Raw genomic sequence first — 23216 nt, forward strand, 5'->3', positions numbered from 1 at the left:
CACGATGTGTGTCGTCAGTGCGCGAACCGGAGAGTCCCGCACGGGTGCTGGGCATGCCCCGACTGATGCGCCCGACCCTGCGGGTCCGGCTGACCCCTGACTCCCCCGTCCCGTCCGGCCACCCCCTGCTGGCCGGCTACCGGCCCGACCCGCTGCCGGTGCGCCGGCGTGTGCGCACCCTGGCATCCGCGCCGCGCCCGGTGGCCAGCGCCGTGCCGGCGGGGACCGTCGACGCGACCACCGCCGCCCGCCGGCTGGCGATCCCCGAGCCGGTGCTGCGCGGCCTGGCCCGGACCGCACCGGACCTGCTGCCGCCGTTCCGGCTCGTGGACGGCGAGCCGTGCTTCGCCCTGGCCGACCTGGAGGCGCGGCGATGAGCGTGTGGAGCCGGCCCTACGTCACGGTGCTCGCGGCCGACGGCTCGCCGGTGCCGTGGTCGGTGCCGGCCGGCGGGTTGCCGGCGGGTGAACCCGACCCCATGGCCCTGGGCCTGCCGGTCGGAGCGAAGCTGGTGCTGCGCTGGCGGGCGCCGGGGTTCACCAACCCCCGGCACGCGACCTTGTGGGTGGCCCACCCCGGGTGGGCCGACCTGCTCCGGGACGTCCTCGCCGCCCACGCCGACGCCGGGGTGGGCTGGCGCCCGGACGAACGCGGGCGGCCGGTGCGCGCCACTGGAGGACGGGCGCGGACCACCACCATCGCACCTGGCTCCGCCGCCGGGGAGCGCCCCGGGGAGCACAGCACTCCCCCGCCGGTTGCGACCCCGGCGCTGCCCGGCGCCGTCCACGTCGAGGGACGGGTCTGGGCCAGCCCGCACAACCCGATCCTGGTCCAGGTCGCGGCCGGCGCCCTGGACCTCGGACCGACCGTCGCCGAGCTCGCCGAGGACCTCAAGGCCGCCCGGTACGCACGCTCCGAGGCGAAGAACCGGGGCAACATCTCCAGCGTGCTGAGCATCCTCAAGCACGTCATGACCTACCGCGAACCGCTCCCGGACGACCCGGAGGAGATCGCGGCGTGGAAGCTGGCCCGGCTGGACCTGCCGGGGGTCGAGCTCGGCGCCTCGATGCACGTGCGCCTGCTCCTGGTGCGCGACCTGGATGACGCGATCGCCTTCCGTCGGCACGTGGACTTCCGGGTGGAGAGGTTCAACGAGCAGGCGGTGGTGCGCCACCAGGCGCAGTGGGAGCGGCACCTGCGCGCCCTGGACGCCAAGGCGCGGGGCACCTGGCGCGGCGGCCGCCTGCCGCAGCGCCCGCCGGAGCACGTCGAGCTGCGCGAGCACCCGGAGCAGGTGAAGGCCCGCACCGAGCAGCTGTTCGCCCAGCAGCTGGGCGCGGTGCTGGCCATTGCCCACTCCCGCGGCGCCCTGGTGGGACCCAACCCGTGGGACGGGTTCGCCCACGACCCGTCCCGGACCAAGGGGTACCGGGTCCCACGGCTGCTGCTGATCAACGAGCGGGTCGTGCCGGCGATCGGGCTGGTCGCCGAGCTCGCCGAGGCGATCGCCGCCACCGGACCGGCCGACCCGGTCCGAGGGTGCCGCACCGGTGCCCGGTTCAGGGCCCTGGTGGTGGCCAGCACCAGTGCCTTGCGTCCCTCCGAGCTGTTCGGCCTGGGGCCCGGGGACTACCTGCGCGGGGAGGAGCCTCGGCTGCGGGTTTACCGTTCGCTGACCCACGTGCCGGCGGCCCTGAACGACGGCAGCGGGACGTTCGTGAGCGAGGGGCCCAAGGGGCGCCAGGCCGGCGGCGTGCGGGAGGTCCCGATCCCCCGGGCGGTGGCCGACGCCCTGGACGAGCACATCGCCGCCGGGTACGCGAGCAAGCACACGCTGTTCACCGGCCACGACGGCGGCCCGGTGAACTTCGGGAACATCACCGCCACCCACTGGCGCCCGGCGGTGTCCGCGGTGTTCGGCCAGTCCAGCGTCCGCCAGCTGCGCGAGCTGGAGTTCCGGTGGCTGCGCAAGGCCGCCCTCACCTGGATGCTGCGGGCCGGGCTGCACCCGACCAAAGTGGCCGAGATCGCCGGACACTCCGTGAACGTGCTGACCACCCACTACGCCGGCGTCGTGCACAGCCACAGCCAGCGGCACCTCTTCACGACCTGGGACGACGCCTGGGCGTGGGCGGTGCAGGAGACCGAGCTCGTCTGACCCCCGCGTCCGGGCCGCGGCAGCGACCCCCCGCATCGGCGGCGCATCTGCCCAGGTTGCGTCTCGCGGTGACACAACGAGGCGGCCTACCGTCGATCACACCGCCGCCGACGCCGCCGACTGACCGGCCGACAGCGGCCAGACACCCCGAGCGGCCGGCGAACTCTAAACGGCGCAAAGGCGCTGCGCCGGTCAGTGGAGCGTGCCCGGTAGGGCCAGGCGTCCACCCGCACGACGCACGGACGGAGGGACGCGATGGAGCTCACCGAGATCCGCGCGAGCACCACCGGGCGCTGGCTCATCAGGACCATCGCCGGGGCCGTCCACCTGCTGGACGTCCCGCCGGACGGACGCGCTCGCTGGGCCACAGCCACCGCCCCGGAAACGGCCAGCGGCGCCCCCGCACGGCCGGTCGTTCATGAGCTGATCGCCTGGGCCAGCTACGACGTCCTGACCGGGGTCCGCGAGGGGATCAGCCTCGGTGAGAGCCTGCTGTTCATTACCGAGCCCCTCACCCCGGACGGCACCGCCACCGCCGCGATCTCCGCACCCGTGCTGTCCATCAGCCCGCTGCCGCCGCAGGCAGATCTCGTCGGCGCGCGGCCCACGGCGTAGGAGTCGGCTGTGGAGTCCCTCGGTCCAGGCGCGCAGGGCACCTACCTGGTGCGGACCCTTACCGCGGCCTACGTCGTGGACCTGGACGCGGCGACGCTCGAGCGGCACCCCGCAGTGTCCGCGCCACTGCAGTTCCCCGCGCCGGCGGACCTGCGACGTGACCACGAGCCAGTCACGCTCGCCGCCGTCCTGGACTGCCGGATCGGCGCGTCGATGACCGTGCTGATCGTGCTCGGCGACCCCGCCACCGCGCCCCTGACCGTGCGGCAGACCACTGCGGTCCAGGCCATCGAACGGGTCGGCTGATGAGACCCCGACGAGACAGACGAACGCGACGGGACGCGGGCCGAGAGCGCGGCCTGCCGGACCCGCTGGGCTCAGGAGACCTCAGCGACCGCTCCGCGGAGCCGGCCAAGCCGTTCGGGGCGCGCTCGCGCCGGTGGCTGACCGCCGCCGTCCGGCGGGTGGCGACCGACGGGGATCGACGGGGCAAGGGCCCCTCGCCCACTCTTGTGGAGTCGATCCACCGCAGCGACCAGGAGGCCCGCCGCAGCGCGTGGGAACGGTGGGAGAACAGCGGCGGGCCGGAGAAGCTGCGTTGCGCGGCGGCGGGCTGCCCGGTCGAGTGTGCCGCCGCTGGCCAGGACGATCCTGCCGAGGTGGCTCGGCCGCTCGACTCGCTCAGCCCGACGTCGGTGACGTTGTCCCTGCGCACGTACCTCCTGGCCGTGGCGCTGTGGGGTGCCCGGGCGCACAGCGCGCTGCTGTACCTGGGGGCCGGCGGTACCTTCCCCGACACCTACGAGGCCTACCGCGACGTCGCTCTCGCCTCGGACCTGATCGACCAGCGGTGGCACCTCACTCCGGCCGGTTGGGACACGGTGCGCCGCTCACCCCGCCGGCCAACCCGGCGGGATCGGAACCGACCGGACCGGCGCACGTCGGTCAACGACAGCAACACATCGACCGACCAGGAGGCGAACCCGATGAGCACGCCACCCGGTCCGCAGCAGCGGATCCTGACGCGACTGGGCCGCACCAGGCTCGGACGGCGCCGGCGCACGAGCACCGGGCGCGACTTGGCCACCGCTCTGGACCGGCTCGAGGAGCGGCGCGGGCCGATGGACCACCCGCGCCTGACGCTGCGGACCTACCTGCACACCGTCGGCGCCTGGCGACACGACGCCCACCGCCTCCTGCTCCACCTCGTCATGGCCGACTCCGAGGAGCTCGAGTGGTACCGCCACGTCTGCGACCGCTCCGGACTCATCCGCGAGAACGACGACTTCGAGGTCCGGCTGACCACCGCCGGGTTCGCCGTCCTGGCCGCGCTGGAGCCGGCATGAGCGCCGCCCCCGCGGACGAAGGCCCGGTGGGCGCACCCGACCGTCACAGGAGCCGGTCCGGGGCAAGCGCCGCCGCGCGGCGCGCCGAGGTCGTCCCCGGGGTCCGATCCGGCTGGCCACGGTCCGGGCCGACGGCGCCTCGGCCTTGGGGACGGTGGCCGGTGGGCGGTCCGGTCCACGTCGCCGACGGTGTACTACCTCGACCTGGACGCCGGCAGGCTGCTGCGGGCTCCGGGCCCCGGCTCTGCGACCGGACCGTCCGACGGCCTGTGGGTCCACCTGGTCAGCATCGAGTCCGCCGACGCAGGGCGTCGTGCAGGTCGACCGAAGGCACCTGTACACGCTGGACCCGATCCAGGAGGCCCGGGTGACCTCATCTGGTGAATCCAACGCGCCGTCACCGCGATCGAGGCGGTCGGACCCTGGGAGCCTGGGAGCTCGTGACCTCAGGGCCGCACACCGGGCTTCAAGCGCCTCCGCGCCGGGGCTGACCTCACCCTCGCCTCCGTCCGCCGCGCGGCGGCTTTCGCGGACTTGAGGGCGGTGGCGGGCTCCGCCGTGCCGCAGCTGTGAGGAGCCCTACCGAAGAGGACCAAACGTGCAGTCATCAACACACCGCGCGGCCGCCGAGGGGCGTGATCTTCCCCGGAGTCCCCGATGGGGCACCTCGGGACTCCTTTGATTGGCTGACTGAGGGCCGCCCTACCCAGAGAAATGACCCGCACGTACCTCGAGCGCTCGAAGGCACCGCGCCGGTGACCGGGCATGACTGGATCCACACGTGCCTGGCATTGAGGTCGCCGCATTAGAGCGTCCGACCGGTGATCCGTTCAGGCGAGGCGACGAGCGGTGAACCCTGTCCTGGGCCCATCCCCTGCGGTTGGATGTCACCGTGCGCAGTCCAAGGGAATGGTCTAACCGAGCGTGGGTCGTCGTGGCGCTGTGCGTCGTCTTGGCGCTCATCGTCGCGAACCGCGTGGAGATCCCGTCGATCGACGACGGAAAAATCGAGGTCGGTGCCCGGCTGGCGGCGATGGTGGGCGCCGTCATCGCGCTGGCCTCCCTGGTCACCGCCGCCACATCGACGCTCGCGAGCTGGAGGCGGAACAAGCGGGAGTCGACGATTGACGCTTGGGCGGCCTGGTCAGAAAGCACAGCCGATGCCCGCAAAATGATCACCCTGCACCTGGGAAGGAAGCAGGTCTCAGCACAGCAGGCCGCGGCGCTCCTTCAAAAGGGCATGGCGCTCACCGATCAGTCGGGGCAGCCACTCACGGCCGACACGCGGCTCGAACTGAAGCACAGCGTCACGCTGGTGCTCAACGGGCTGGAGCGCCTGGCGAACGGAGTCGCTGTCGGCGTTTACGACTTGGGCACACTTGCGAGGCTTGGCGGTACAACTATCGTGCGCAGCCATGAGCGATTCGACCCCTACATCGACATTCTGCGCCGCACCGAGGTCAAGGAACTGCGCCAAGAGCGCGCGTACGTAGCTCTTGACGGCTTGGCAAGAGAACTTCGCCGACGCCGCGACGTGGACACGGAGCGCCTCAATCACCTCAAGTGAGGAGGCAGGCTACTCCTCGTCTTCGTCCTCGAACGTGGTCATGACTCGGCGCCCTTCGTTGACGGTCACCAGGGCATGGTACGCCCCTCGCGTCTCTGTGGCGCTGTAGCTCCACGTGCGTTGCTGCGAGTGCCGCACGCATCGCATAAGCCGGTTCGCCGCCTGGTCACGCCGACCGGCCTCCCCACGACGACGCAGCGTCCAGGTCCGGGCGGCCGCGGCGATCGATGGCGAACCGAGCGTCATCAAGCTGGAACCCGCATGCACGCGGTCACGGAGTGAGGCCCGATGTTCGGACGGCGGTCGGTCCGGGCTTCGGCGGACTGAGAAACGCGCACCCGTTCGACCACGCGCGCCAACCAATCGTCTGTGGACATCGGATCTCCGTGGCCGCTGGGTGGTGTGATCCGTCATGTGGAGAAGACGCCTCACGACGAACCGCCCCGGGCACCGACGCCGGCGCAGCATTGGGGCTCCTGGTGCATGGCGCACGCGGTGTCCCCGATCGACGCGGACGTGGACGACGTCGCCGATTTCCTCTTGGACCTCAAGCTCACTGGACTGCCCGAACGCGAGATCGTGGTGGCACTCGAGCACGCGGCCGAGATGACCGGGACGTGGCGCAGCGCGCAGTTCGCCACCCTGCGCCTGGCACTGTGAAGGACGGCGCCGCCGCCGCCGTGCTCTGCGCTGTTCAACTCCCGTGAGTACGTGAAGACCCCGGACCGGTCCCCCGCGCCCGCACGAGCGCCCGAGTATTCCGCGGGACCCGGCGGACCAGCATTGTCACGGGTGGACCTGATAGGGAACGCTGCCGCAACATGGCCGTGCACGGACGGGGGAACGCATTGAGCCACGGGTTCGAGGTCGACGTCGACGTACTGCGGTCAGCGGCGCACCGCCTCACTGCACTGTCCGACGCCCTCGCCGGGTCGGGCGCGACCGATCTGCTCGAGGGCCGGAGCGCCTACGACGGGCACCTGGCCAGCGCAGCGAACAACTTCGCCGACCGGTACGCGTACGCGATCGAACGCGCCACGGCCGCGCTTGACGAGCACGGGCAGAACCTGATCGCCGCCGCCAACCGGTACGACGAGACCGACACGACGGTCGACGTGTGCCTGGCCGACCCAGGAGCGCGCAGGTGATCGTCGACCTGTCGGCCGCCGCGACCGCACGCGACCTCATCGAAGGGGACCCTGAGTCCCTGTTCGCCGACGCGGACAACCTCGAGGCGACCGGGACAGCTCTCGAGGGCCTGGCGGAAGCCGCTGTCGCAACCGACGTGGGGCCGTGGGACGGCGAAGCGCACGATGCGTACCTCGAGGCGATCCGCGGAACCCGGGCCGACATTTTCAAGGTCGTCGACGCGATGACCGCCGCCGCCTCGGCGCTGCGCCAGCACGCGTGGGCGCTGAAGTGGGCGCTGCGCCGCGCCCAGACTGCCCTGGACCTGTACCGCTCGGTGCCGCCGAACCTCGACGGTGGCTTCCCGCCAGAGGAGCACTCGCGCGCCTATTCGATCGTGGACGAGGCCCAGGAAGGCTCATGGTCCTCGACACTCGCCACCGCGCGGACCCTGAACGAGCTTGCCGCTCAGACCGAGTACCGGCCCACCTTCTGGAACCACGTCGGGTACCACGCCTCCGAGCTGTGGCACGGCGTCGTGGAGTCCGTCGACGGGCTCATCTCCCTGGTCTGGGACACGTCCCTGCCGCGGCTCATCATCGATCCCTCCGGCTGGGGCACCAGCGCCAGCGCCTACCTTTCGCTGCCCGGGCGGATCGCGGCCGACCCGGCCCAGTTCGGCAAGGACCTCATCGGGTACGACACCCTGATGACCAGCCCAGCCCGGTGGGCGGGGAACCTGGTGCCGGACCTCATCGCCGGCCTTGCCTCCGGTGGCACAGCTGCCGCCGTGACGCGCACCGCCCGTGCGACGTCTGTGGTCGCCCGTACCGCGCGCGACGTCGCCGAGGCGGCCGCCGGTGCCGGCGCGCGCCGCGCCGACGAGCTCACCGACGCAGCGACACAAGCGACGGGCGCCGCCAGGTACACCGCCGACGAGCTCGCAACCCCGACGCCGGGCGATGGACCGGTGACGTTCCGCATCCGGGAGGACATGTCCGCCGAGGAGGTCACCCAGGTCCTGCGGTACGTCGACACCGCCAACGCCGCCCGCCTGGACGGCGCCCTGTCAGAGACCGGCCGGGTCGGCACCGGCGGGGAACTGCGTGAAGCGGCGAGCGACGCGGCCGCAGCCGAACGCGCTCGAGCGGCCGCCGCCGGCACCCCCTACCAGGGGCACGTCGGGCACGCCCCCGACACCACCTGGACAGGGCGCCCCGAGGCCTATGAGTGGCACGACCAGTCCCCGCTGGTGAACACCTCACTGGGCGGCAAGGCGCCGCAGTACCCCGTCGGTCACATCCCCACCGTGTTCGAAGCGGTAATGCCCGACGGATCACACGTGGCACGATGACCGCCGTCCCACCCGCCGGAAGGAGTCACCCGTGAGCCAGGCCACCGCTCGACTCTGGGCCGCGAAGATCGGCCAGCTCGCCGAGCTGCGCATGCGCCTCGACACCGTTAGCCCGCTGTACCCGCTGACGGTCCCCAAGCTCGCCGCGACCCCCGCGGACGTCGCCGCGACCGAGCAGCGCCTCGGCCGGCCGCTGGACGCCCAGCACGCCGAGCTCCTCACCTTCATCAACGGGTGGGACTCGATGTTCGGCGACATCAGCCTGCTCTCCCTGGACCACCTGGGCCGCTCGGACCTGTGGCGCACCGGGGACATGCTTCTCGGCTACCTATACGGCGAGCCGCCGCCGGGGCTGCCGCCACGCGAAGAGCTCGACATCATCGCGGTGTCCCAGTCCCAGGAGGACGTGTTTGCCGTGTGGCGCGGCGGCCAGCTCACCGACGGCGGGCACCCGGTCATCTGGTTCGCCAGCGAGCTCGTCGAGACTCAGGACAACGTCTATGAGTGGCTCGGCGCGATCATCCAGTACACCGAACGGCGACTGGACCGGCTGCGCGCCGCTGCCGAACGGCCGTAGCGGCGCCTCCCAGGCCGGTGCGGCCTGGCTCCGTCGCCATCTTTGCGCGCGGGTGTGATGTGTCGGCCGTTCAACAGGGACGCACATGCGCGCCTGTCGCGGACCGCGCCCGGCCCGTCACAGCGACGAGTGCCATCGGGGCGTCTGCGCCACGCCAGAGGCTCCCGCGTGGGTCTCTACGTAGTCCGGCTCGAACGGGGTCACCCCTGCTTCTGGCGCTTCGCGACGAAGTTCTCGACCTGGACGGTGCGGCGGAAGCCCTCGGGGACCTCGCGCCGCTCGAGGCGCGCCGAGGCGCGCCGCGACTTCAGCGCGACCTTGCGCAGCGTCGACGCGGGCACCACTTTGCGCGCCATCTGCTCATCCCCTCGCGCTGCCCTCTGTGCGTCCTCAGGCTACCGCCCGGACCTTGCGGCTACCGTGCTGGACGTCCGCGCGACGCAGTCCTCCATCTGAGCGCCGGCGCGCCGGAGGGATGCCGCGCTTCCCGTGGCGGGTGCTCGACGGTGACGAAAGGGAAGGAACATCAACCGGGGAGCCGTCACTGGCGGACGGCGCGATCGTGAACCTCGGATTCGCCCGCGCGCACCACGACGGCGGCACCTAACCGCGGGTACCGTCAGAGGACGCGTCGGTGGGAAGCGGTGGCCCTGTTCCCGCTCATCGTCCTTGCTGGGTGCACCAGCACATCGCCACGTGTCGATCCCCCAGCGCCATCGGCTCCTGGCTCACCAGCAACCGGTGGGGTGATCCCCTGCGACGAGCGCGGGTTGAGCCACAACGACGAACTCGACTGCTGGTACTACTCGGCAGACACAACCCCTGAGAGCGCCAGCGGGTCGGAGGGAACGAGCGCACACACGACCGAACCAGAACCTCGCCTATTCGGATCCTTGCCCACGAACGCGCCGCCCTCCGATGACACGCCGCTCCCGCCCGCGGTCCAAACGTGGGAATGCTGGTGTGAGGCGACGATCGACTACGACTGGCACAACGACGTGATGTGCTCTGACGGCACGCACTTCGACCGACCGTACCTCCTGGCGGACGACTCCTTCGTGACGGAAGCGGAACTGATGCAGGCCGCTGCCGACTACGAGAGCTGGCTCAACGGCGGCTGACGCGCCGAAGGCCGGAGCCTCCACACGGCCGGATGCGTCCGCGCTGACCATGCGGTCACAGGGGCAGAGCCACACGGGGCTGGCTGCTCCTCGCGCCCATCTCCGGCGGCCGACGGACAGACGACGCCGCCCCTGCCCGATCACCGCTCGCAGCGAGCACGGCCCGGGACCTCCGAGCCGTTGGGCGGCCATGCCCACGCGGCTCGGTGCGGGAGGTTGCGTCCAAGCCCCGAGCGCGGACGGTGCCCGTCGACGCAGCTGATGGTCAGCGAACGACGGGACGGAAGCGGCCGGTCGTCCGCTACCCGCCCTCTGGGACTCGTGCTATGCGTAGGTTAGAACCTACACTTGGGCATGGAGTACGGCACGGTGGTTCGTCTGACCAGAGACAGCGTCATGGCGGAGCAGGTTGGGCACGCATGGCTCGTGCTCGCCTCACGCTACCCGCGAGCACGCACCGCGCATGCCGCTGTACTCGAAGGATGCGATGGCGATGAACCCACTGATGATGGAGGCGCTACCCACTGGCGCCTGGTCGATCCCGCTCGGACCGGATGACCCCGTCCCGGTCAACGGGAGGATCCGTGCGCTCTTCGAGGTGCGGGAGTCAGACGAGAGCAACGAGCTGCTGTTCGACGCGATGCGCGAGCAGACCTACCAGCCGTACCAGAGCAACCCTTGGGTCGCTGCGGTCCTGGACGCCGGCATGGCACCCATGCACGCGAAGGGGTCGTACACGTTCCGGGTGCGCTTCCCCAGCGGAGAAGTGCTTGAGCTGGTCGTGCTCATCCAGCGGCTCGTGCGCGGCCGGACGACGGTGATCCGGTTCCAGGTCGGTCCCTTCCTGCACCTGTGGTCCATGGCTTCCGCCGCGAAGGCGAACGCCGCCGGCGACAACGACTTCACGCAGGTCCTTCTCGACGAGGTCCGCCAGGCACGCCCGCAGACCCTTGTCGCAGCGAACGTCAGTCGCCTGGTGCGATCCGACCAAGAAGGCGGCCTCCTCCTGAAGGTGCTGCCCGACCACGTCGACCAGATCTGCGCCGGCCCATTGACCATGAAGCTGGTCGGCGAGAACAGCGAGTACGGGCGCATGCAGTTCGCTGTCCTCGGAGCGATGGCGTCGATGGAACGCAACTGGATCGTCACGCGCCTGATGACCGGTCGGATCGCAGCAGGACGCCGCGGGGAATGGCTCTTCGGCAAGACGACCGTGCCTTTCGGCTACCGACTCGACGGCAAGCGGCTCGTGCCCGTGCCGGAGCTCGCCGGCCGCGTCCGGCAACTCCTGCTCGTCCTGGGAGATGACGTGTCGCCCGCGCTGACCGTCCGTCGCCTCGCAGAGGACGCCGTGCCGATGAAGCGGCCGCGAGACGATCGGACCGTCGGGGAGTCGGCCCGCGCCCGCAACAACCCGCGCGCCCTCGTCGACTCCTTCCTGGCGTGGGTACCGCTGTGGGTGACCGGCGAGTACGTGTGGCGGTTCTCCTCGCCGCTCAAGGGCATCGAGACCTTCGCCGGCGCCCCGGTCGTGTACGACGACGCGAACCCGCTCGCCAGGGGCGAGGTGCAGGTCCTGATGACTCCCGGAGTTCCCGAGGGCGGATGGGCCGAGCAGGCCCTCTTGGAACGCGTCGCGGAGGTCGCACGACGCCGATTCGCCGATCAGGTCCACGCGCAGGAACGCTCGCCCGACCGCCCGCTGGCCGACGCCGTCAGGGCCGGCTCCATGGCTGGGGACCTGCACGAGGCCGTCCTCGGCCCGAACAACGAGCACCGCCGCCCCGCCGTCCACAACCCGCGCCGGCGCGGCACGAAGACCCTGGCCGCGTTCTCCGGGTACGGCTGGCAGGAAGGCAACAACGCCTACGAGCTCTTGGTCGCCCCGCACGGGCGCTACAAGATTGTGGAGCGTGCTCCGTTGCCGCCCGCGACTGGGTCGGCCGTGGCCGCGGGTGGCGCAGCAACCCGCCCAGTCCGGCCCGCACCGAGTGTGACGCTGGCTTACGTCGACGAGGCGTCGATGATGCGAGGCTTCGTCCGGGCGTTCGCGGAGGCGTGCGCGTCCGGGGTGCCGGTCGAGCTGCGCGAGAACGTTCGCGCGTACCGGCTCGAGGACCGCAGTCACCTCATCGACGAGCGATCGCTCGCCCGCGAACGCCTCTTACGGGAGCTGCACACCGCCCGGCTCCGTCTGAGCAACGCCAAGCGATCGTCTCTCGACGCGACGTCCGAAACCCTGCGTGCGCAGTACGTTGCCTTCGCGGACGCGTATGCGGTGGAGGTCGAGGACCTCGATCGAGAGCTGTGCGATCTGGACCAGCAGCCCGCTGGCGGCCCGCCTCCGACCTTCGAGAGCGCCACCGATGTTCTTCTGGCGGCGATGGCGACGCTCGTCCGGGGGACGCGCCTGACGCCCGAGGAGCACGCCGCGCTTCGGATCCTGGTTCCCGATGTTCGGCTGGCCCGTGACCCGCACGGCGCGTGGACGGCGGAGGCGACCGTTCGTATGCCGGTCGCCGACGGTGTCGCCGAGCTCGGTCCCATCCAATGGCAGGTGGCCAGGTCCGGTGTCGGTGTGCCCTCGATGCGGGCGGCGCGGCGCGCGGCGCCGCAGACCGCTGAGTCCCGAGCCGAGGCCCGCTACCGCCTCGAGCATGACGCCGGGATCGCACCCGAGGCCGCCCGTCTGCTGACGGCCGCTCCGTTCCCGGAGCTGGCGCAACTGGTTCTGCACGCGCGCACCGGCAGGGCCCTCCCGGCGTGGCTCGACGAGCCGTGGCGCGAGCCCAAGTTCATGGCCCACGTCGCCGCCACATACGGCGCCAACCCAAGTTCGTGGACCGGCCCGAGCCTCTACGGGCGACGGTTGCCGCGCGCTCAGGCGGTGGTCGACTGCACCGCGACCGCCGGGCGCCTCACTCTCGCCGGGTACCGCGACGTGATGCCGGGCGTCGACGCCAACGAGATGTGGGTCTTTGCCCGGTGGCACCAGGACGCCAGCCGGAGACGCGGCCCGGTGGTCAACCGCGAGATTGCAGCGGACGGCACGTGGTCGCTGACCAACCGCTTCTGCCGCTGCGGGAAGGCCGCGCTGTTCGTGGTGCACGCCCCAGAAATCACCGGGAGCCTGATGTGCGAATGCGGGCTCACGGTCGACGCCGATCCGGGGTCGACCGCCGACGGCGTCAGGTTCCCCGACGCGTACCGCACGCTGCGGGTCACCCGCGACCAGTGGATGCTGGACCTGCGCCGCACCTGCGGTCCCCTCCACGACGAGCTCAGCGAGGTCTCCGTTCGCCAGGCCAGCATCCTGCAGACGATGAGGTCCGACGTGCGGAGAGACTGGCGCGCCGTCGACCTGGCCCCGGTCTGCGGGATGAGCGCCCAGACGTGCCAGTGGAACCTCAACCAGCTCCGCCGCCGGGAGTTCGTACGCAGCACCGGGCGTCCGGCGCGCTTCGAGCTGGTGGCACCCGAGGATGTGGCGACCGTCCTTGCGAGGTCGTGGCGCCGACGGCCCACGGCGTAGTTCTGATCGACGCGGCGCCCTCCGTGCGCTCATTGCACACCGGGGGGCGCCGTGCACGGTCGCTGGCATGCCGCAGACACCGATCACCTACACCTGCCCGGAGCTGGCTCGCGCGCTCCTCGCACTCGCCAGCGCAGACGCGCCAGACGTCGCGCTGCCGTCTGCGGTCTTCCGCCTGGCCAGCGCAGACGCGCCAGACGTCGCGCTGCCGTCTGCGGTCTTCCGCCTGGTCGCCCCACCCCGCACCACCGGCGAACACCCCGATGGGAGCGGATCCCATCCGGCCGGTGAGCGCCTGTAGCCTGCCGACGTGCCTCGGAGATCGAACTCGTACCGCACGCCTCGGGAGTGGCTGGCCGACGGCGAGTGGCCGGAGGGCACCTTCGAGCCCGACTCGCCCACCGCGGTCGCGTACGCGGTAGAAATCGCGCGTCGGCTGGAGCGCAGCCTCGGGACCCGGTCGAAGGCGGCACTCGCGCGCGAGGCCAACCTTGAGCGTTCGACCCTCTACGACGTCCTGGCAGGCCGTAGCTGGCCCGACGCCGTGACGATCGCCCAGCTGGAGCAGGCCCTCCAGACGCGGCTGTGGCCGGACCACCCGGTCCCACCGCTTCGCAGCTGATTCCTGGGATGCGCCTCGCCGTGGTGCTACGGCGGCCGGGGACCCACGCGCCGCGGCTCGCACCGGTGGTGTCCTCCGGCGCTCTGGTGGGGAAGAACACCACCATCCGGTCGTCCCAGCGGCTAACGGACCGGCCCCGCCAAGCCGATGAACAGCCCGAACATGTCGGTCGAACCAGAAGGATGTTGGCGTGACTCGGATCTTCGACAACATCCGCATCGAGCTCGGTCCGCACCTGCGCCAGACGCTGGCCGAGTTCGACCGGATGGACGTCGCCGTCGGCTACTTCAACCTGCGCGGCTGGCGCACCTTCGACGACCTCGTCGCGGCCAAGCCCGTCATCCCCGGCACTGCGACCGTGCGGATCCTCATCGGGATGGTCATGCCGACCCCGCAGGACGCCACCCTCGCGGAGCTCCAGCGCACCCTCGACGGCACCCCCGACCCCGACGCGGACCGCGCCATGGCGGTCGAGCGCAAGGCCCAGATCGTCGAGCACCTGCGTGAGCAGCTCATGAGGGGCGTGCCGACCGCGGCCGACCGCGCCACCCTCGGGTCCCTGCGCGACCTCATCGCCGCCGGCGCCGTCCAGATCAAGGTCTTCACCCGCAAGCCGCTCCACGGCAAGGCCTACGTCTTCCACCGCAACGACCTGACCAACCCCATCGTCGGGTTCGTCGGCTCGTCGAACCTGACCGGGCCAGGGCTGACGACGAACCTCGAGCTGAACGTCGACGTCGTCGACGGCGTCGCAGCCAAGGATGTCGCCAACTGGTTCACCGACCTGTGGGACGACACCCGCTCCATCCCCGTCACCGACGACATCCTCGAGCTGCTCGAGCAGTCCTGGGCAGCGCCCACGCCCAGGCGGCCCTACGACGTCTTCCTCAAGGTCTGCTACGACCTGTCACGCGACGTGCGCGAAGGGCTCGCGGAGTACTCCGTGCCCAGCGAGGTCTCCGGCAAGCTCCTGGAGTTCCAGGCGACCGCGGTGCGCACCCTCGCGCGACGCGTCATGTCGCGACGCGGGACGATGCTCGGGGACGTCGTCGGCCTCGGCAAGACCCTGACCGCCGTCGCCGTCGCCCTGATGCTGCGCGACGAGCACGGGTTCCGGCCCCTGATCGTCTGCCCGAAGAACCTCATGTCCATGTGGACCGAGCACCTGGAGGCGTACGGTCTCCACGGCGGCACGGTCGTGTCCTACTCGCGCGCCCACACCGACCTGGACAACCTCCGCGGGCGGTACGGCCTGGTCATCGTCGACGAGTCCCACACGCTGCGCCACGAGGAGACCCGCGCGTACGCAGCCCTCAAGGACTACCTGACCGTCAACGACTGCCGCGTCCTGCTTCTGACCGCGACCCCGTACAACATCCGCTTCACCGACGTCGCGAACCAGCTCGGCCTCTACATCGGACCCGACGACGACCTGGGCCTGTCCCCGACCGCCGCCCTGGCCGCCGACCCCGACCTTCGACGCAAGGTCAACGGCAAGATCACCACCCTGGAGGCGTTCCGCCGCTCGGACTCCCCCGAGGACTGGAAGCGCCTGATGAGCGAGCACCTGGTGCGCCGCACCCGCTCGTTCATCCAGCGCAACTTCGCCAAGCCCGGCCGCGACGGCAAGCAGTACCTGGAGTTCCGCGACGGGCGCCGCTTCACGTTCCCCACCCGCGTGCCGCGACCCGTCACGCACTCCTTCGGGCCGGACGACCCAGCGACCCTCATGGCCGCGGACACGACCCTGGACGCCATCCGATCCCTGGAGCTGCCACGGTACGAGCTCGGCGCCTACCTCGCCGGCGACGTCGTCCACACCGTCTCCGAACGCAAGTACGTCGAGAACGTCGTGGCCGGCGGCGGGCAGGTCGCCGGGTTCGTCCGCACGACCCTGTTCAAGCGCCTGTCCTCCAGCGGGTACTCCTTCATCCTGTCCCTGCGCCGGCACGTGGCCCGCAACGAGCTGTTCCTGTATGCGATCGCCCAGGGCCTGCCGATCCCGACCGGGTCCATCGCCGACCTTCACCTCGGCGACGCCGACCCGACCGAGGCAGACCTGGACGGCGCCAGCGCCGCGACCGACGCCGCGACGCGCTACGCCGAGCTCGAGCGCGCTAACCCCCGCGGCCTGACGTGGGTGCGCCCCGCCCTGTTTACCGACGCCCTGACCGAGGACCTCCAGCACGACACCGACGTCATTCGCGGGCTCCTCGAGCAGTACGGCACCTGGTCGACGGCCGCAGACTCCAAGCTCGCCGCTCTCGTCGAGCTGCTCACCGTCACCCACCCGGACGAGAAGGTCCTGATCTTCACCGAGTACAAGGACACCGCGGACTACGTCGGCCAGGCGCTGCTCGACGCCGGCATCACGGGCGTCGGCGTCGCGACCGGCTCCAGCGCCCACCCGACCCGCCTCGCCCACCGGTTCTCCCCGCACTCCAACCGGCTGCCGGGAGCTGACCCGCTGCCGCCCGAGGACGAGCTGCGCGTCCTGGTTGCAACGGACGTCCTGTCCGAAGGGCAGAACCTCCAGGACGCCCACATCGTCATCAACTTCGACCTGCCGTGGGCGATCATCCGCCTCATCCAGCGCGCCGGGCGTGTGGACCGCATCGGGCAGGCCTCGGACGAGGTCATCGTCTACTCCTTCTTCCACGACTCCGTCGACGCAGTCATTGACCTGCGCCGGCGCATCGCTGACCGGCTCAAGGCCAGCGCCGCGGCGTTCGGCTCCGACGAGCAGTTCTTCGGCGACGAGACCGGCTTCGGCACCGACGAGGACGCACACAGGCTCGGCGAGCTGTACAACGGGACGCTCGAGGACCCCGACGACGAAGGCGAGGTCGACGCGGCGTCCCTGGCGTATCAGTACTGGGTCGCCGCGACCAAGGACGACCCCGAGCTCGCCGAGCGCATATCCACGCTGCCCGACCTCGTCGACGCCACCCGGGCACGTCGCGTCACCGAGAGCGACGAGGGCGTCGCGTGCTTCGTGCGCACCACGTCCAACCTCGACGGGTTCGGGTTCGCCCTGCCCAACGGCACGACGCGTCTCATCACCGGCCAGGAAGCGCTGCGCGTATTCGAAGCCCACCCAGACGAGGCCGGCCTGCCGCTGCGCGAGGACCACGACCAGCTGCTGCTGGCGCTCGTGCGCGGGCCGCTCGCCGCGCCACCCGGGTCCTCCGGCGCCCTGACCGGGGTGCGCCGCGCCATCTGGCACCGTCTGGGCAACACCCTTCAGGACCCCGAGACCAGTGAGGCGCTCGGCGCGCTGTATGACCACCCGCTGACCTCCGAGGCCGAGCGGCGCCTGCGCAAGGCCGTCCGCGACGGCGTCAACGACGACGACCTCGCGACCCGCGTGTCCCTGCTCCACCGCGACAACCAGCTCGTCATCGGAGCCCGCGCCGGGTCCGACCCCGTCCGCATCGTCTCCAGCATGGGAGTGCGCCCGTGACCACCAGCTCGGCCCTGCTCAAGCGTGTCGACACCGGAGACTTCGAGAGCCTGTTCATCGAGGAGCTCGGCTGGTCCAACCCCGATCGGCGACCGCTGCCTGTGACCCTCGCCGACGGCTCGACCTACACCCTGACCCAGGTCGCCGGGTACAAAGGGATGCGCGTGTGGGCCTGCGCGACCCTGCCGGACCCCGCGGTCCAGAGGGCCATCGACGCCGTCGTCGGCAGGGACAACCACGAGCGGCTCGTGATCTTCACCGACGGATCCGAGCAGCACTGGCGCTGGCCGCGACGCGGCCGGGCCTCGGTCGCCAACGCGTCGCTGCTCACGCATGCGCACCACGTCGGGGACACCAACCCGCACCTGACCGAGAAGCTCCACGCGATCACCATCGGCTACGACGAGGACCCGAGCCTCGTCGAGCTCATGACACGGATGCGGGCCGCGTTCGACGCGGAGGCCGAGACGGCCGCCGTCCGGGCGGCGCGTCTGATGAAGGAGCTGTACACGCAGCTCAAGGGCGCTCGGCTCACCGAGGACGCCGCGACGCTGCTCCTGGCCAGACTGCTGTTCCTGCTGTTCGCCGACGACACCGGCATGTGGAAGGTCAAGCCGGACCTGTTCAAGTCCTTCCTCGAGAACCACACCACGAGCGCCACCCTCCACACCAACCTGCACGCGCTCTTCGACGTCCTCAACACCGCCGACCAGGACCGGCACCTTCCCGCCGGTTCGCCGTACGCAATCTTCCGCTACGTCAACGGCGGCCTGTTCGGTGAGCTCCTCGCGTTGCCCGCGCTCCCGGCGGCGTTCCGCGACAAGCTGCTCGAGGCTTGCAACTTCGACTGGGCGACGATCTCCCCGGCCGTGTTCGGGTCCATGTTCCAGACCGTCAAGCAGCCCGAAGCGCGCCGGGCCGGCGGCGAGCACTACACGACCGAGCAGAACATCCTCAAGACGATCGGCCCGTTGTTCCTGGACGAGCTGAACGACCGACTCGACCGCGCGATGGACGACAAGGCTCAGCTGACCAGGTTCATCAACGACCTCAGCAAGATCCGGATCCTGGACCCCGCGTGCGGCTGCGGGAACTTCCTCGTCGTCGCCTACCGCGAGCTTCGTGCCCTCGAGCTCCGCGCACTCATCCGGCGCCGCGACCTGGACCTGCTGTCCGGCATCCACACAGGTGGCATCAATCGCTCGCAGATGACCCTGGACGTCACCGAGCACGTGCGCGTGACGCTCGACCACTTCTTCGGGATCGAGATCGACGAGTGGCCCGCGCGCATCGCAGGGACCGCGATGCTGCTCGTGGACCACCTCGCGAACCAGAACATGGAGGAGGAGTTCGGTCTCGCGCCCGACCGGCTCCCGATCCGGCTCGCCCCGAAGATCCACCTCGACAACGCGCTGCGGATCGACTGGCAGACCGTCGTGCCCGCGAGCGCTGACGTCGTCATCGTCGGCAACCCTCCCTTCAGCGGTGACCGCCTGGCCACGAGCGACCAGAAGGGGGACCTGCGTCGCGCCTGGGGACGCGAGACCCTCAAGCACCTGGACTACGTCACCGGCTGGTACGCCAAGGCCGCCGCGTACTACGGCGATCTGCCGGGCAAGTGGGCGTTCGTCTCGACGAACAGCGTCTCCCAGGGCGAGCAGGTCATCGAGCTGTGGCAGCCACTGCTTCGCGCCGGGTGGCGCTGCCGCTTCGCGCACCGCTCCTTCGAGTGGCTCACCGAGGCCGAAGGGCGGGGCGCCAAGGTCCACGTGTCGATCGTCGGCTTCGACCGCGCGAGCACACCCGCACCGCAGCTGTGGACGTACGCACCGGGCGGCAAAGGCCCAGGGACCGTCTCAGGCGTCGCGCACATCAACCCGTACCTGCTGGACGCCCCCGACGTCCTGGTCCGAACTCACGAGAAGCCCCTGTCGCCCGACCTGCCCGAGGTGATGATGGGCAACATGCCTCGGTGCAAGAGCCTGGTCGTCGAGGCCGAGGACTACACGGACGTGGTGGCCGACCCGATCGCCGCCCAGTACGTGCGGCCCTACCTCGGGACGGACGAACTGGTCAGCGGGGACGCGCGGTGGTGCCTGTGGCTGCCTGGGGTCACGCAGGCCGAGATCGACGCGAGCCCCGTCCTGACCGCGCGAGTCACGGGCTCGAGGAACGAGCGGCTCCTGTCCAGGGCCGCCGAGACCCGCAAGCTCGCCGCAACCCCGCACCTGTTCGCCCAGCGCACCCAGCCTCCCGGCCCTGTCCTTGTGATCCCCGGACTGGCCATGGAGAAGCGGCGCTTCTTGACCGTCGGGCACTTCGACGGCGGCGTCGTCACCAGCAACCTGGTGTTCTGCGCCGCAGACCCCGACAGCTTCGCCTTCGGGGTCCTGTCGTCGTCGATGTTCATGGCCTGGATGTGCGCGATTGGGGGCCGCCTGAAGTCCGACCCGCGCTTCTCCAAGACGTTCAACTACAACTCCTTCCCCTTGCCGCGCGTCAGCTCGGCGCAGCGCGCAGCCGTCGTGGACGGCGCCCTGGCCGTCCAGCGCGCTCGTGCGCAGGAACCCGGGCTCTCCCTGGAGGAGCTGTACGAGGGCGGGCGCCTCTCTGCTGCGTTGGAGGAGGCGCATGCGCAGCTGGACTCGGCTGTCGATGCGGTGTTCGCCTGCACCGACCGCACCGACCTGGGGCGTCAGCGACTGCTGCTGAGTCGATACGCGAAGATGACCGCCGGCTTGCCGGTCTGACGCCCCGCTCCGGGGCAGCGCGAGAGGGCGCCACCTGGTGGTGGCGCCCTCTCGGTCGTTCGGGCTCAGTCCTCGAGAGGACGGATCGGCCGTAGCTCACTGGACCAGATGGCCCGCATCATGCGCAGCAGCGCCTCGCGCAGCGTCGAGCCCGGGGTGATCGTCAGGACCATCTCCAGCCGCTACTGCCACTCGGGGCGGCTGACCTCCACCCCGCCGGCCAGGACCGACACCTGGAGCATGTGGTTCTGCAGGGCGTTCTGGGGCGAGGCTCAGTTGATCTCGGCGACGACCGCACGCAGCAGGTCGTCGGTGTCCATCGCGTCGATCGCCGTCGCCACGGCGGACGGCATCTGGTTTGTGGGCGTGGTCACGCTCATAGTCGTTTCCCTTGGTGGTCGATGACCGCGACCGCGCCCGCGGCCGCCGCACGCGCAACGACCCGCGGCCCGCAAGGCCCTCTGGCCGGCGCGCGGCACACTGACGCCATGACCACCTGCCCGCGGCCCGTCATCGCGCTCGACATCGACGGCGTCCTGAAATCGGCGCGACCTCCCGTCCCCGGCACCCGTGGGGCGGCCTCCGTCCGACGGTAGCGCTCACCCCTCACCGTGTGACGCACGACTGCAGCCGTCCGGCCGCGTGAAGCCCATTGCGTCCGGCCGGGTCTCCCTCACTGTCTGACCTCATGGCGCGGACCGACCCCGCCACCAGCCCAGCGGGCTGCCCAAGACCTGTGAGGAGGACCCAGGCGATGGCCAACCTCGTGTATTTCTCCTTCGTCTCGGAGAACAGGATCAACCCCAGACGCTGCGTGGTTGGGTCCGCTGGCGCTTCGGCTGCGGGCAGCGCTCCTCCTTGACAGCGAGAGACCCCCGGCGCCGAGGTGCGCACCGGAGGTCTCCCGTAGAGGCGTCAGAGCAGCGGCAGGGAGTCCAGGTTGTTCTTGGTCGTGGAGTCCGCGGTCGTCCGGAGGTACTTCCGGTAGGGGCCCCGCTCGACGATGATGTCGGCACGCATCGGCAGGAGGACGTAGTAGCCCTCCGTCCGGGCCTCGATCCTCGAAATGGAGGTCGCCGTGGAGAGCCGCCACCCGTTGTCGGTAGCGGTGGCCTTCCGGCCGATCTCCGTGATGTCGCCGTTGCGGTCCTTGCTGACGTGCGTCACCTGGTAGGTGTTCATCGGCATGGCCCCTCCTGGGAGCCCTGCACGACGGCTCCCCTGCATCGCCCGCGACGCGCCGGAGGATGGCGCGCAGCACCCGGACAGGCGTAGGGTCGGCCGAGTTCCTGCGAAGAACCTCGTCGACCCCGGTGGAGCCGCTGACCTCGGTTGGCACTTCCAATCCGGGGTCTTCGTGCGTCCACGACGGTACACCCCGTGCCCGACACGCAGTACGGGCACGCACGCGCCTGACCTGCGCGTTCACACAGGCGCTTGCGCATGTCGGTTACATGGTGTAGTGCCGTCCTCGAGCCGCTGACCAGGGCGAAGGCGCCGCCGGGATCACACGCGTGTAGTTCAGGCAGTCGTCGTACACAAGCGCAGGCGACACCATCCACAGGCGAATCCACAGATTACGTTCGCTATGGGCAAAATCGGGCGCGCCAGCGGACGACGGGACATGCTTGAACGCGGGGCAGTTCGATCGCGGAGACGGCCATTCGTTCCCCCAGCACCGCCAGCCGCCCTCGCCGGCTCAACCCCCGACCACGCCGATCGTGGTCTGCTCGCCCCCGCGCCACCCGGACGCCCCACGCGCCGCACGGGGCGAACCGGACACCATGGTCGGCGACGATCGGAGACATCCCGTGACCCCTACGAGCAGGCCCGCTGGGAGAAGCTGAACGCCCACTGGGCCGCACGCGACAACGCCCGCGGCCTGCCGAACTGGCTGAACGACTTCACCGACGCCGCCACCCAGCAGGCTGGGAAGGTCGTCCGCGCCGTCGGCGACGCACTGCCCGAGCCCGTACGCGACGGGATTGCCAAGACCGGGGGGTTTGTTCTGGACCGAACCCTGCAGCCGACCGCACACGCCGTGATCGAGTTGCTGCGCCTGGTCGACGCGTGGGCGGTCGAGCTCACCGACCCCGAGACCGTCGTCGCCATCGCGCACAAGCACGGCCTGAACATCGACACGTTCATGGCCCTGCGCACCGTCGAGCTGCGCGACTGCGAGCGGCTCCTGACCCGCAACACCCTCAAGTGGCGCACCACCGGCGCGCTCGAAGGCGGCGCGATGGGCGCCCTGGCCCTCGTGCCCGTCGCCGGCATACCCCTGTCCATCGGCCTCGACGTCATCGTTATCCAGGTCCTGACCACCGCGATCGCGTCCCGGATCGCTTACTCCTACGGGTTCGACGTACAAGACCCCGACGAGCGCGCGTTCGTCGACCGGCTCGTCGCGCGCACGTTCCTCAAGCAGGCGGCCAAGGCCAAGCCCGTCAAGGACACCGCCCGCGCCGCCCAGGCCACCTTCGGTCGCCAGAATTGGTCGGCGAAGCTGCGAGGCGACCACGAGCTCGTCGCCGCCCTGGAGAAGTTCATGGCCCGCTGGTACCAGGGCGGCAAGGTTCCCGTCTCCCTGAACCGCCCCGGCTTCCATGGAGGCTCTCAACCCACGGAGGATGAGAGTCATGGCAGCACCGAGGAAGTACCCCGACGAGCTCCGCGAGCGGGCGATCAGGATGGCGGTCGACGCGCGTCGTGACCCGGCGACCCGGGTCGGGGCCCTGCGTCGGATAGCCGACCAGCTCGGGATCAACCCAGAGACGTTGCGGAACTGGGTGACCCAGGCCGAGGTCGATGCCGGTGACCGGCCCGGCACGACCACCAGCGACGCGCTGCGCCTGGCTGAGCTCGAGCGGGAGAACCGCGAGCTGCGTCGGGCCAACGCGATCCTGAAGAGCGCGTCGGCTTTCTTCGCGGCGGAGCTCGACCGCCCACAACGGTGATCGTGGAGTTCATCGACGAGCACAGG

The 23216-nt window shown here is 70.7% G+C and carries 20 protein-coding genes and 1 other annotated feature (1 of these 21 only partly in view); of the genes, 18 read left to right on the plus strand and 2 right to left on the minus strand.

The features are described 5' to 3' along the window. Window positions 1-53: 53 nt before the first annotated feature. From H2O74_RS11245 to H2O74_RS11290, 10 genes are all read left to right on the plus strand, one after another. The gene (locus tag H2O74_RS11245) at window positions 54-377 is read left to right on the plus strand and encodes a hypothetical protein (protein ID WP_182111665.1); all 324 of its coding nucleotides are present in this window, start codon (window positions 54-56) and stop codon (window positions 375-377) included. Next, window positions 374-2158: a site-specific integrase gene (locus tag H2O74_RS11250; protein ID WP_182111666.1), complete on the plus strand. Its 1785-nt coding sequence runs from the start codon at window positions 374-376 to the stop codon at window positions 2156-2158. The genes H2O74_RS11245 and H2O74_RS11250 overlap by 4 nt, the downstream gene beginning before the upstream one ends. A gap of 255 nt (window positions 2159-2413) precedes the next feature. After that, on the plus strand, window positions 2414-2773 hold the full coding sequence (locus H2O74_RS11255) for a hypothetical protein (protein WP_182111667.1): 360 nt from the start codon (window positions 2414-2416) through the stop codon (window positions 2771-2773). Window positions 2774-2782: 9 nt separating this feature from the next. After that, complete coding sequence (locus H2O74_RS11260; protein ID WP_182111668.1) at window positions 2783-3079, plus strand: hypothetical protein; 297 nt, start codon at window positions 2783-2785, stop codon at window positions 3077-3079. 353 nt (window positions 3080-3432) lie between these two features. Beyond that, window positions 3433-4119 (plus strand): hypothetical protein, encoded by a 687-nt coding sequence (locus H2O74_RS11265; RefSeq protein ID WP_182111669.1) that lies wholly within the window; start codon window positions 3433-3435, stop codon window positions 4117-4119. Between the two features lie 934 nt (window positions 4120-5053). After that, window positions 5054-5686, plus strand: a complete 633-nt coding sequence (locus tag H2O74_RS11270) for a DUF4760 domain-containing protein (protein ID WP_182111670.1) — start codon at window positions 5054-5056, stop codon at window positions 5684-5686. 369 nt (window positions 5687-6055) lie between these two features. Beyond that, entirely contained in the window at window positions 6056-6346 is a 291-nt protein-coding gene (locus H2O74_RS11275; protein WP_182111671.1) for a hypothetical protein, read from the plus strand. Window positions 6347-6507: 161 nt separating this feature from the next. After that, window positions 6508-6834, plus strand: coding sequence for a hypothetical protein (locus H2O74_RS11280; RefSeq protein WP_182111672.1), 327 nt, complete (start codon window positions 6508-6510; stop codon window positions 6832-6834). Further along, window positions 6831-8168 carry a WXG100 family type VII secretion target gene (locus H2O74_RS11285; RefSeq protein ID WP_182111673.1) on the plus strand — a complete coding sequence of 446 codons (1338 nt, stop codon included), beginning with the start codon at window positions 6831-6833 and terminating at the stop codon, window positions 8166-8168. Before H2O74_RS11280 ends, H2O74_RS11285 begins: the two co-directional genes overlap by 4 nt. Before the next feature lie 31 nt (window positions 8169-8199). Further along, complete coding sequence (locus H2O74_RS11290) at window positions 8200-8745, plus strand: SMI1/KNR4 family protein (protein ID WP_182111674.1); 546 nt, start codon at window positions 8200-8202, stop codon at window positions 8743-8745. Between the two features lie 200 nt (window positions 8746-8945). Here H2O74_RS11290 and H2O74_RS11295 read toward each other — a convergent pair whose 3' ends face one another. Next, window positions 8946-9101 (minus strand): hypothetical protein, encoded by a 156-nt coding sequence (locus H2O74_RS11295; protein ID WP_182111675.1) that lies wholly within the window; start codon window positions 9099-9101, stop codon window positions 8946-8948. Window positions 9102-9515: 414 nt separating this feature from the next. Between H2O74_RS11295 and H2O74_RS11300 the strand changes: the two genes are divergently transcribed. The 6 genes from H2O74_RS11300 (at window position 9516) to H2O74_RS11325 (ending at window position 20233) form a co-directional block, all read left to right on the plus strand. Then, entirely contained in the window at window positions 9516-9866 is a 351-nt protein-coding gene (locus H2O74_RS11300; protein ID WP_182111676.1) for a hypothetical protein, read from the plus strand. Between the two features lie 463 nt (window positions 9867-10329). After that, the gene (locus H2O74_RS11305) at window positions 10330-13398 is read left to right on the plus strand and encodes a recombinase family protein (RefSeq protein WP_182111677.1); all 3069 of its coding nucleotides are present in this window, start codon (window positions 10330-10332) and stop codon (window positions 13396-13398) included. 67 nt (window positions 13399-13465) lie between these two features. After that, window positions 13466-13699, plus strand: coding sequence for a hypothetical protein (locus H2O74_RS11310; protein WP_182111678.1), 234 nt, complete (start codon window positions 13466-13468; stop codon window positions 13697-13699). A gap of 9 nt (window positions 13700-13708) precedes the next feature. Next, the gene (locus H2O74_RS11315; RefSeq protein ID WP_182111679.1) at window positions 13709-14020 is read left to right on the plus strand and encodes a helix-turn-helix transcriptional regulator; all 312 of its coding nucleotides are present in this window, start codon (window positions 13709-13711) and stop codon (window positions 14018-14020) included. Between the two features lie 190 nt (window positions 14021-14210). Then, complete coding sequence (locus H2O74_RS11320; RefSeq protein WP_255491579.1) at window positions 14211-17483, plus strand: helicase-related protein; 3273 nt, start codon at window positions 14211-14213, stop codon at window positions 17481-17483. After that, window positions 17480-20233 (plus strand): class I SAM-dependent DNA methyltransferase, encoded by a 2754-nt coding sequence (locus H2O74_RS11325; protein ID WP_182111680.1) that lies wholly within the window; start codon window positions 17480-17482, stop codon window positions 20231-20233. The genes H2O74_RS11320 and H2O74_RS11325 overlap by 4 nt, the downstream gene beginning before the upstream one ends. A 915-nt stretch (window positions 20234-21148) precedes the next feature. Here the strand turns inward: H2O74_RS11325 and H2O74_RS11330 are convergent. Continuing rightward, entirely contained in the window at window positions 21149-21421 is a 273-nt protein-coding gene (locus H2O74_RS11330) for a DUF3892 domain-containing protein (protein WP_182111681.1), read from the minus strand. Between the two features lie 436 nt (window positions 21422-21857). Between H2O74_RS11330 and H2O74_RS11335 the strand changes: the two genes are divergently transcribed. After that, the gene (locus H2O74_RS11335) at window positions 21858-22946 is read left to right on the plus strand and encodes an EcsC family protein (RefSeq protein WP_182111682.1); all 1089 of its coding nucleotides are present in this window, start codon (window positions 21858-21860) and stop codon (window positions 22944-22946) included. Next, a complete protein-coding gene (locus H2O74_RS11340; RefSeq protein WP_255491580.1) occupies window positions 22924-23190 on the plus strand; it encodes a transposase in 267 nt (88 codons plus the stop codon). The genes H2O74_RS11335 and H2O74_RS11340 overlap by 23 nt, the downstream gene beginning before the upstream one ends. Next, window positions 23151-23216: a sequence feature (AL1L pseudoknot), on the plus strand (it continues 39 nt past the right edge of the window). Its footprint overlaps the gene before it by 40 nt.

It is taken from the genome of Actinotalea sp. JY-7876 (assembly GCF_014042015.1).
Lineage (GTDB): Bacteria > Actinomycetota > Actinomycetes > Actinomycetales > Cellulomonadaceae > Actinotalea.

What these genes read in the sequence shown, in the direction of transcription:
- H2O74_RS11245 (WP_182111665.1), top strand. Translation starts at nt 54, where the DNA reads ATGCCCCGACTGATGCGCCCGACCCTGCGGGTCCGGCTGACCCCTGAC.
- H2O74_RS11250 (WP_182111666.1), top strand. Translation starts at nt 374, where the DNA reads ATGAGCGTGTGGAGCCGGCCCTACGTCACGGTGCTCGCGGCCGACGGC.
- H2O74_RS11255 (WP_182111667.1), top strand. Translation starts at nt 2,414, where the DNA reads ATGGAGCTCACCGAGATCCGCGCGAGCACCACCGGGCGCTGGCTCATC.
- H2O74_RS11280 (WP_182111672.1), top strand. Translation starts at nt 6,508, where the DNA reads ATGGCCGTGCACGGACGGGGGAACGCATTGAGCCACGGGTTCGAGGTC.
- H2O74_RS11295 (WP_182111675.1), bottom strand. Translation starts at nt 9,101, where the DNA reads ATGGCGCGCAAAGTGGTGCCCGCGTCGACGCTGCGCAAGGTCGCGCTG.
- H2O74_RS11305 (WP_182111677.1), top strand. Translation starts at nt 10,330, where the DNA reads ATGCCGCTGTACTCGAAGGATGCGATGGCGATGAACCCACTGATGATG.
- H2O74_RS11310 (WP_182111678.1), top strand. Translation starts at nt 13,466, where the DNA reads ATGCCGCAGACACCGATCACCTACACCTGCCCGGAGCTGGCTCGCGCG.
- H2O74_RS11330 (WP_182111681.1), bottom strand. Translation starts at nt 21,421, where the DNA reads ATGCCGATGAACACCTACCAGGTGACGCACGTCAGCAAGGACCGCAAC.
- H2O74_RS11335 (WP_182111682.1), top strand. Translation starts at nt 21,858, where the DNA reads ATGCTTGAACGCGGGGCAGTTCGATCGCGGAGACGGCCATTCGTTCCC.
- H2O74_RS11340 (WP_255491580.1), top strand. Translation starts at nt 22,924, where the DNA reads ATGGCGGTCGACGCGCGTCGTGACCCGGCGACCCGGGTCGGGGCCCTG.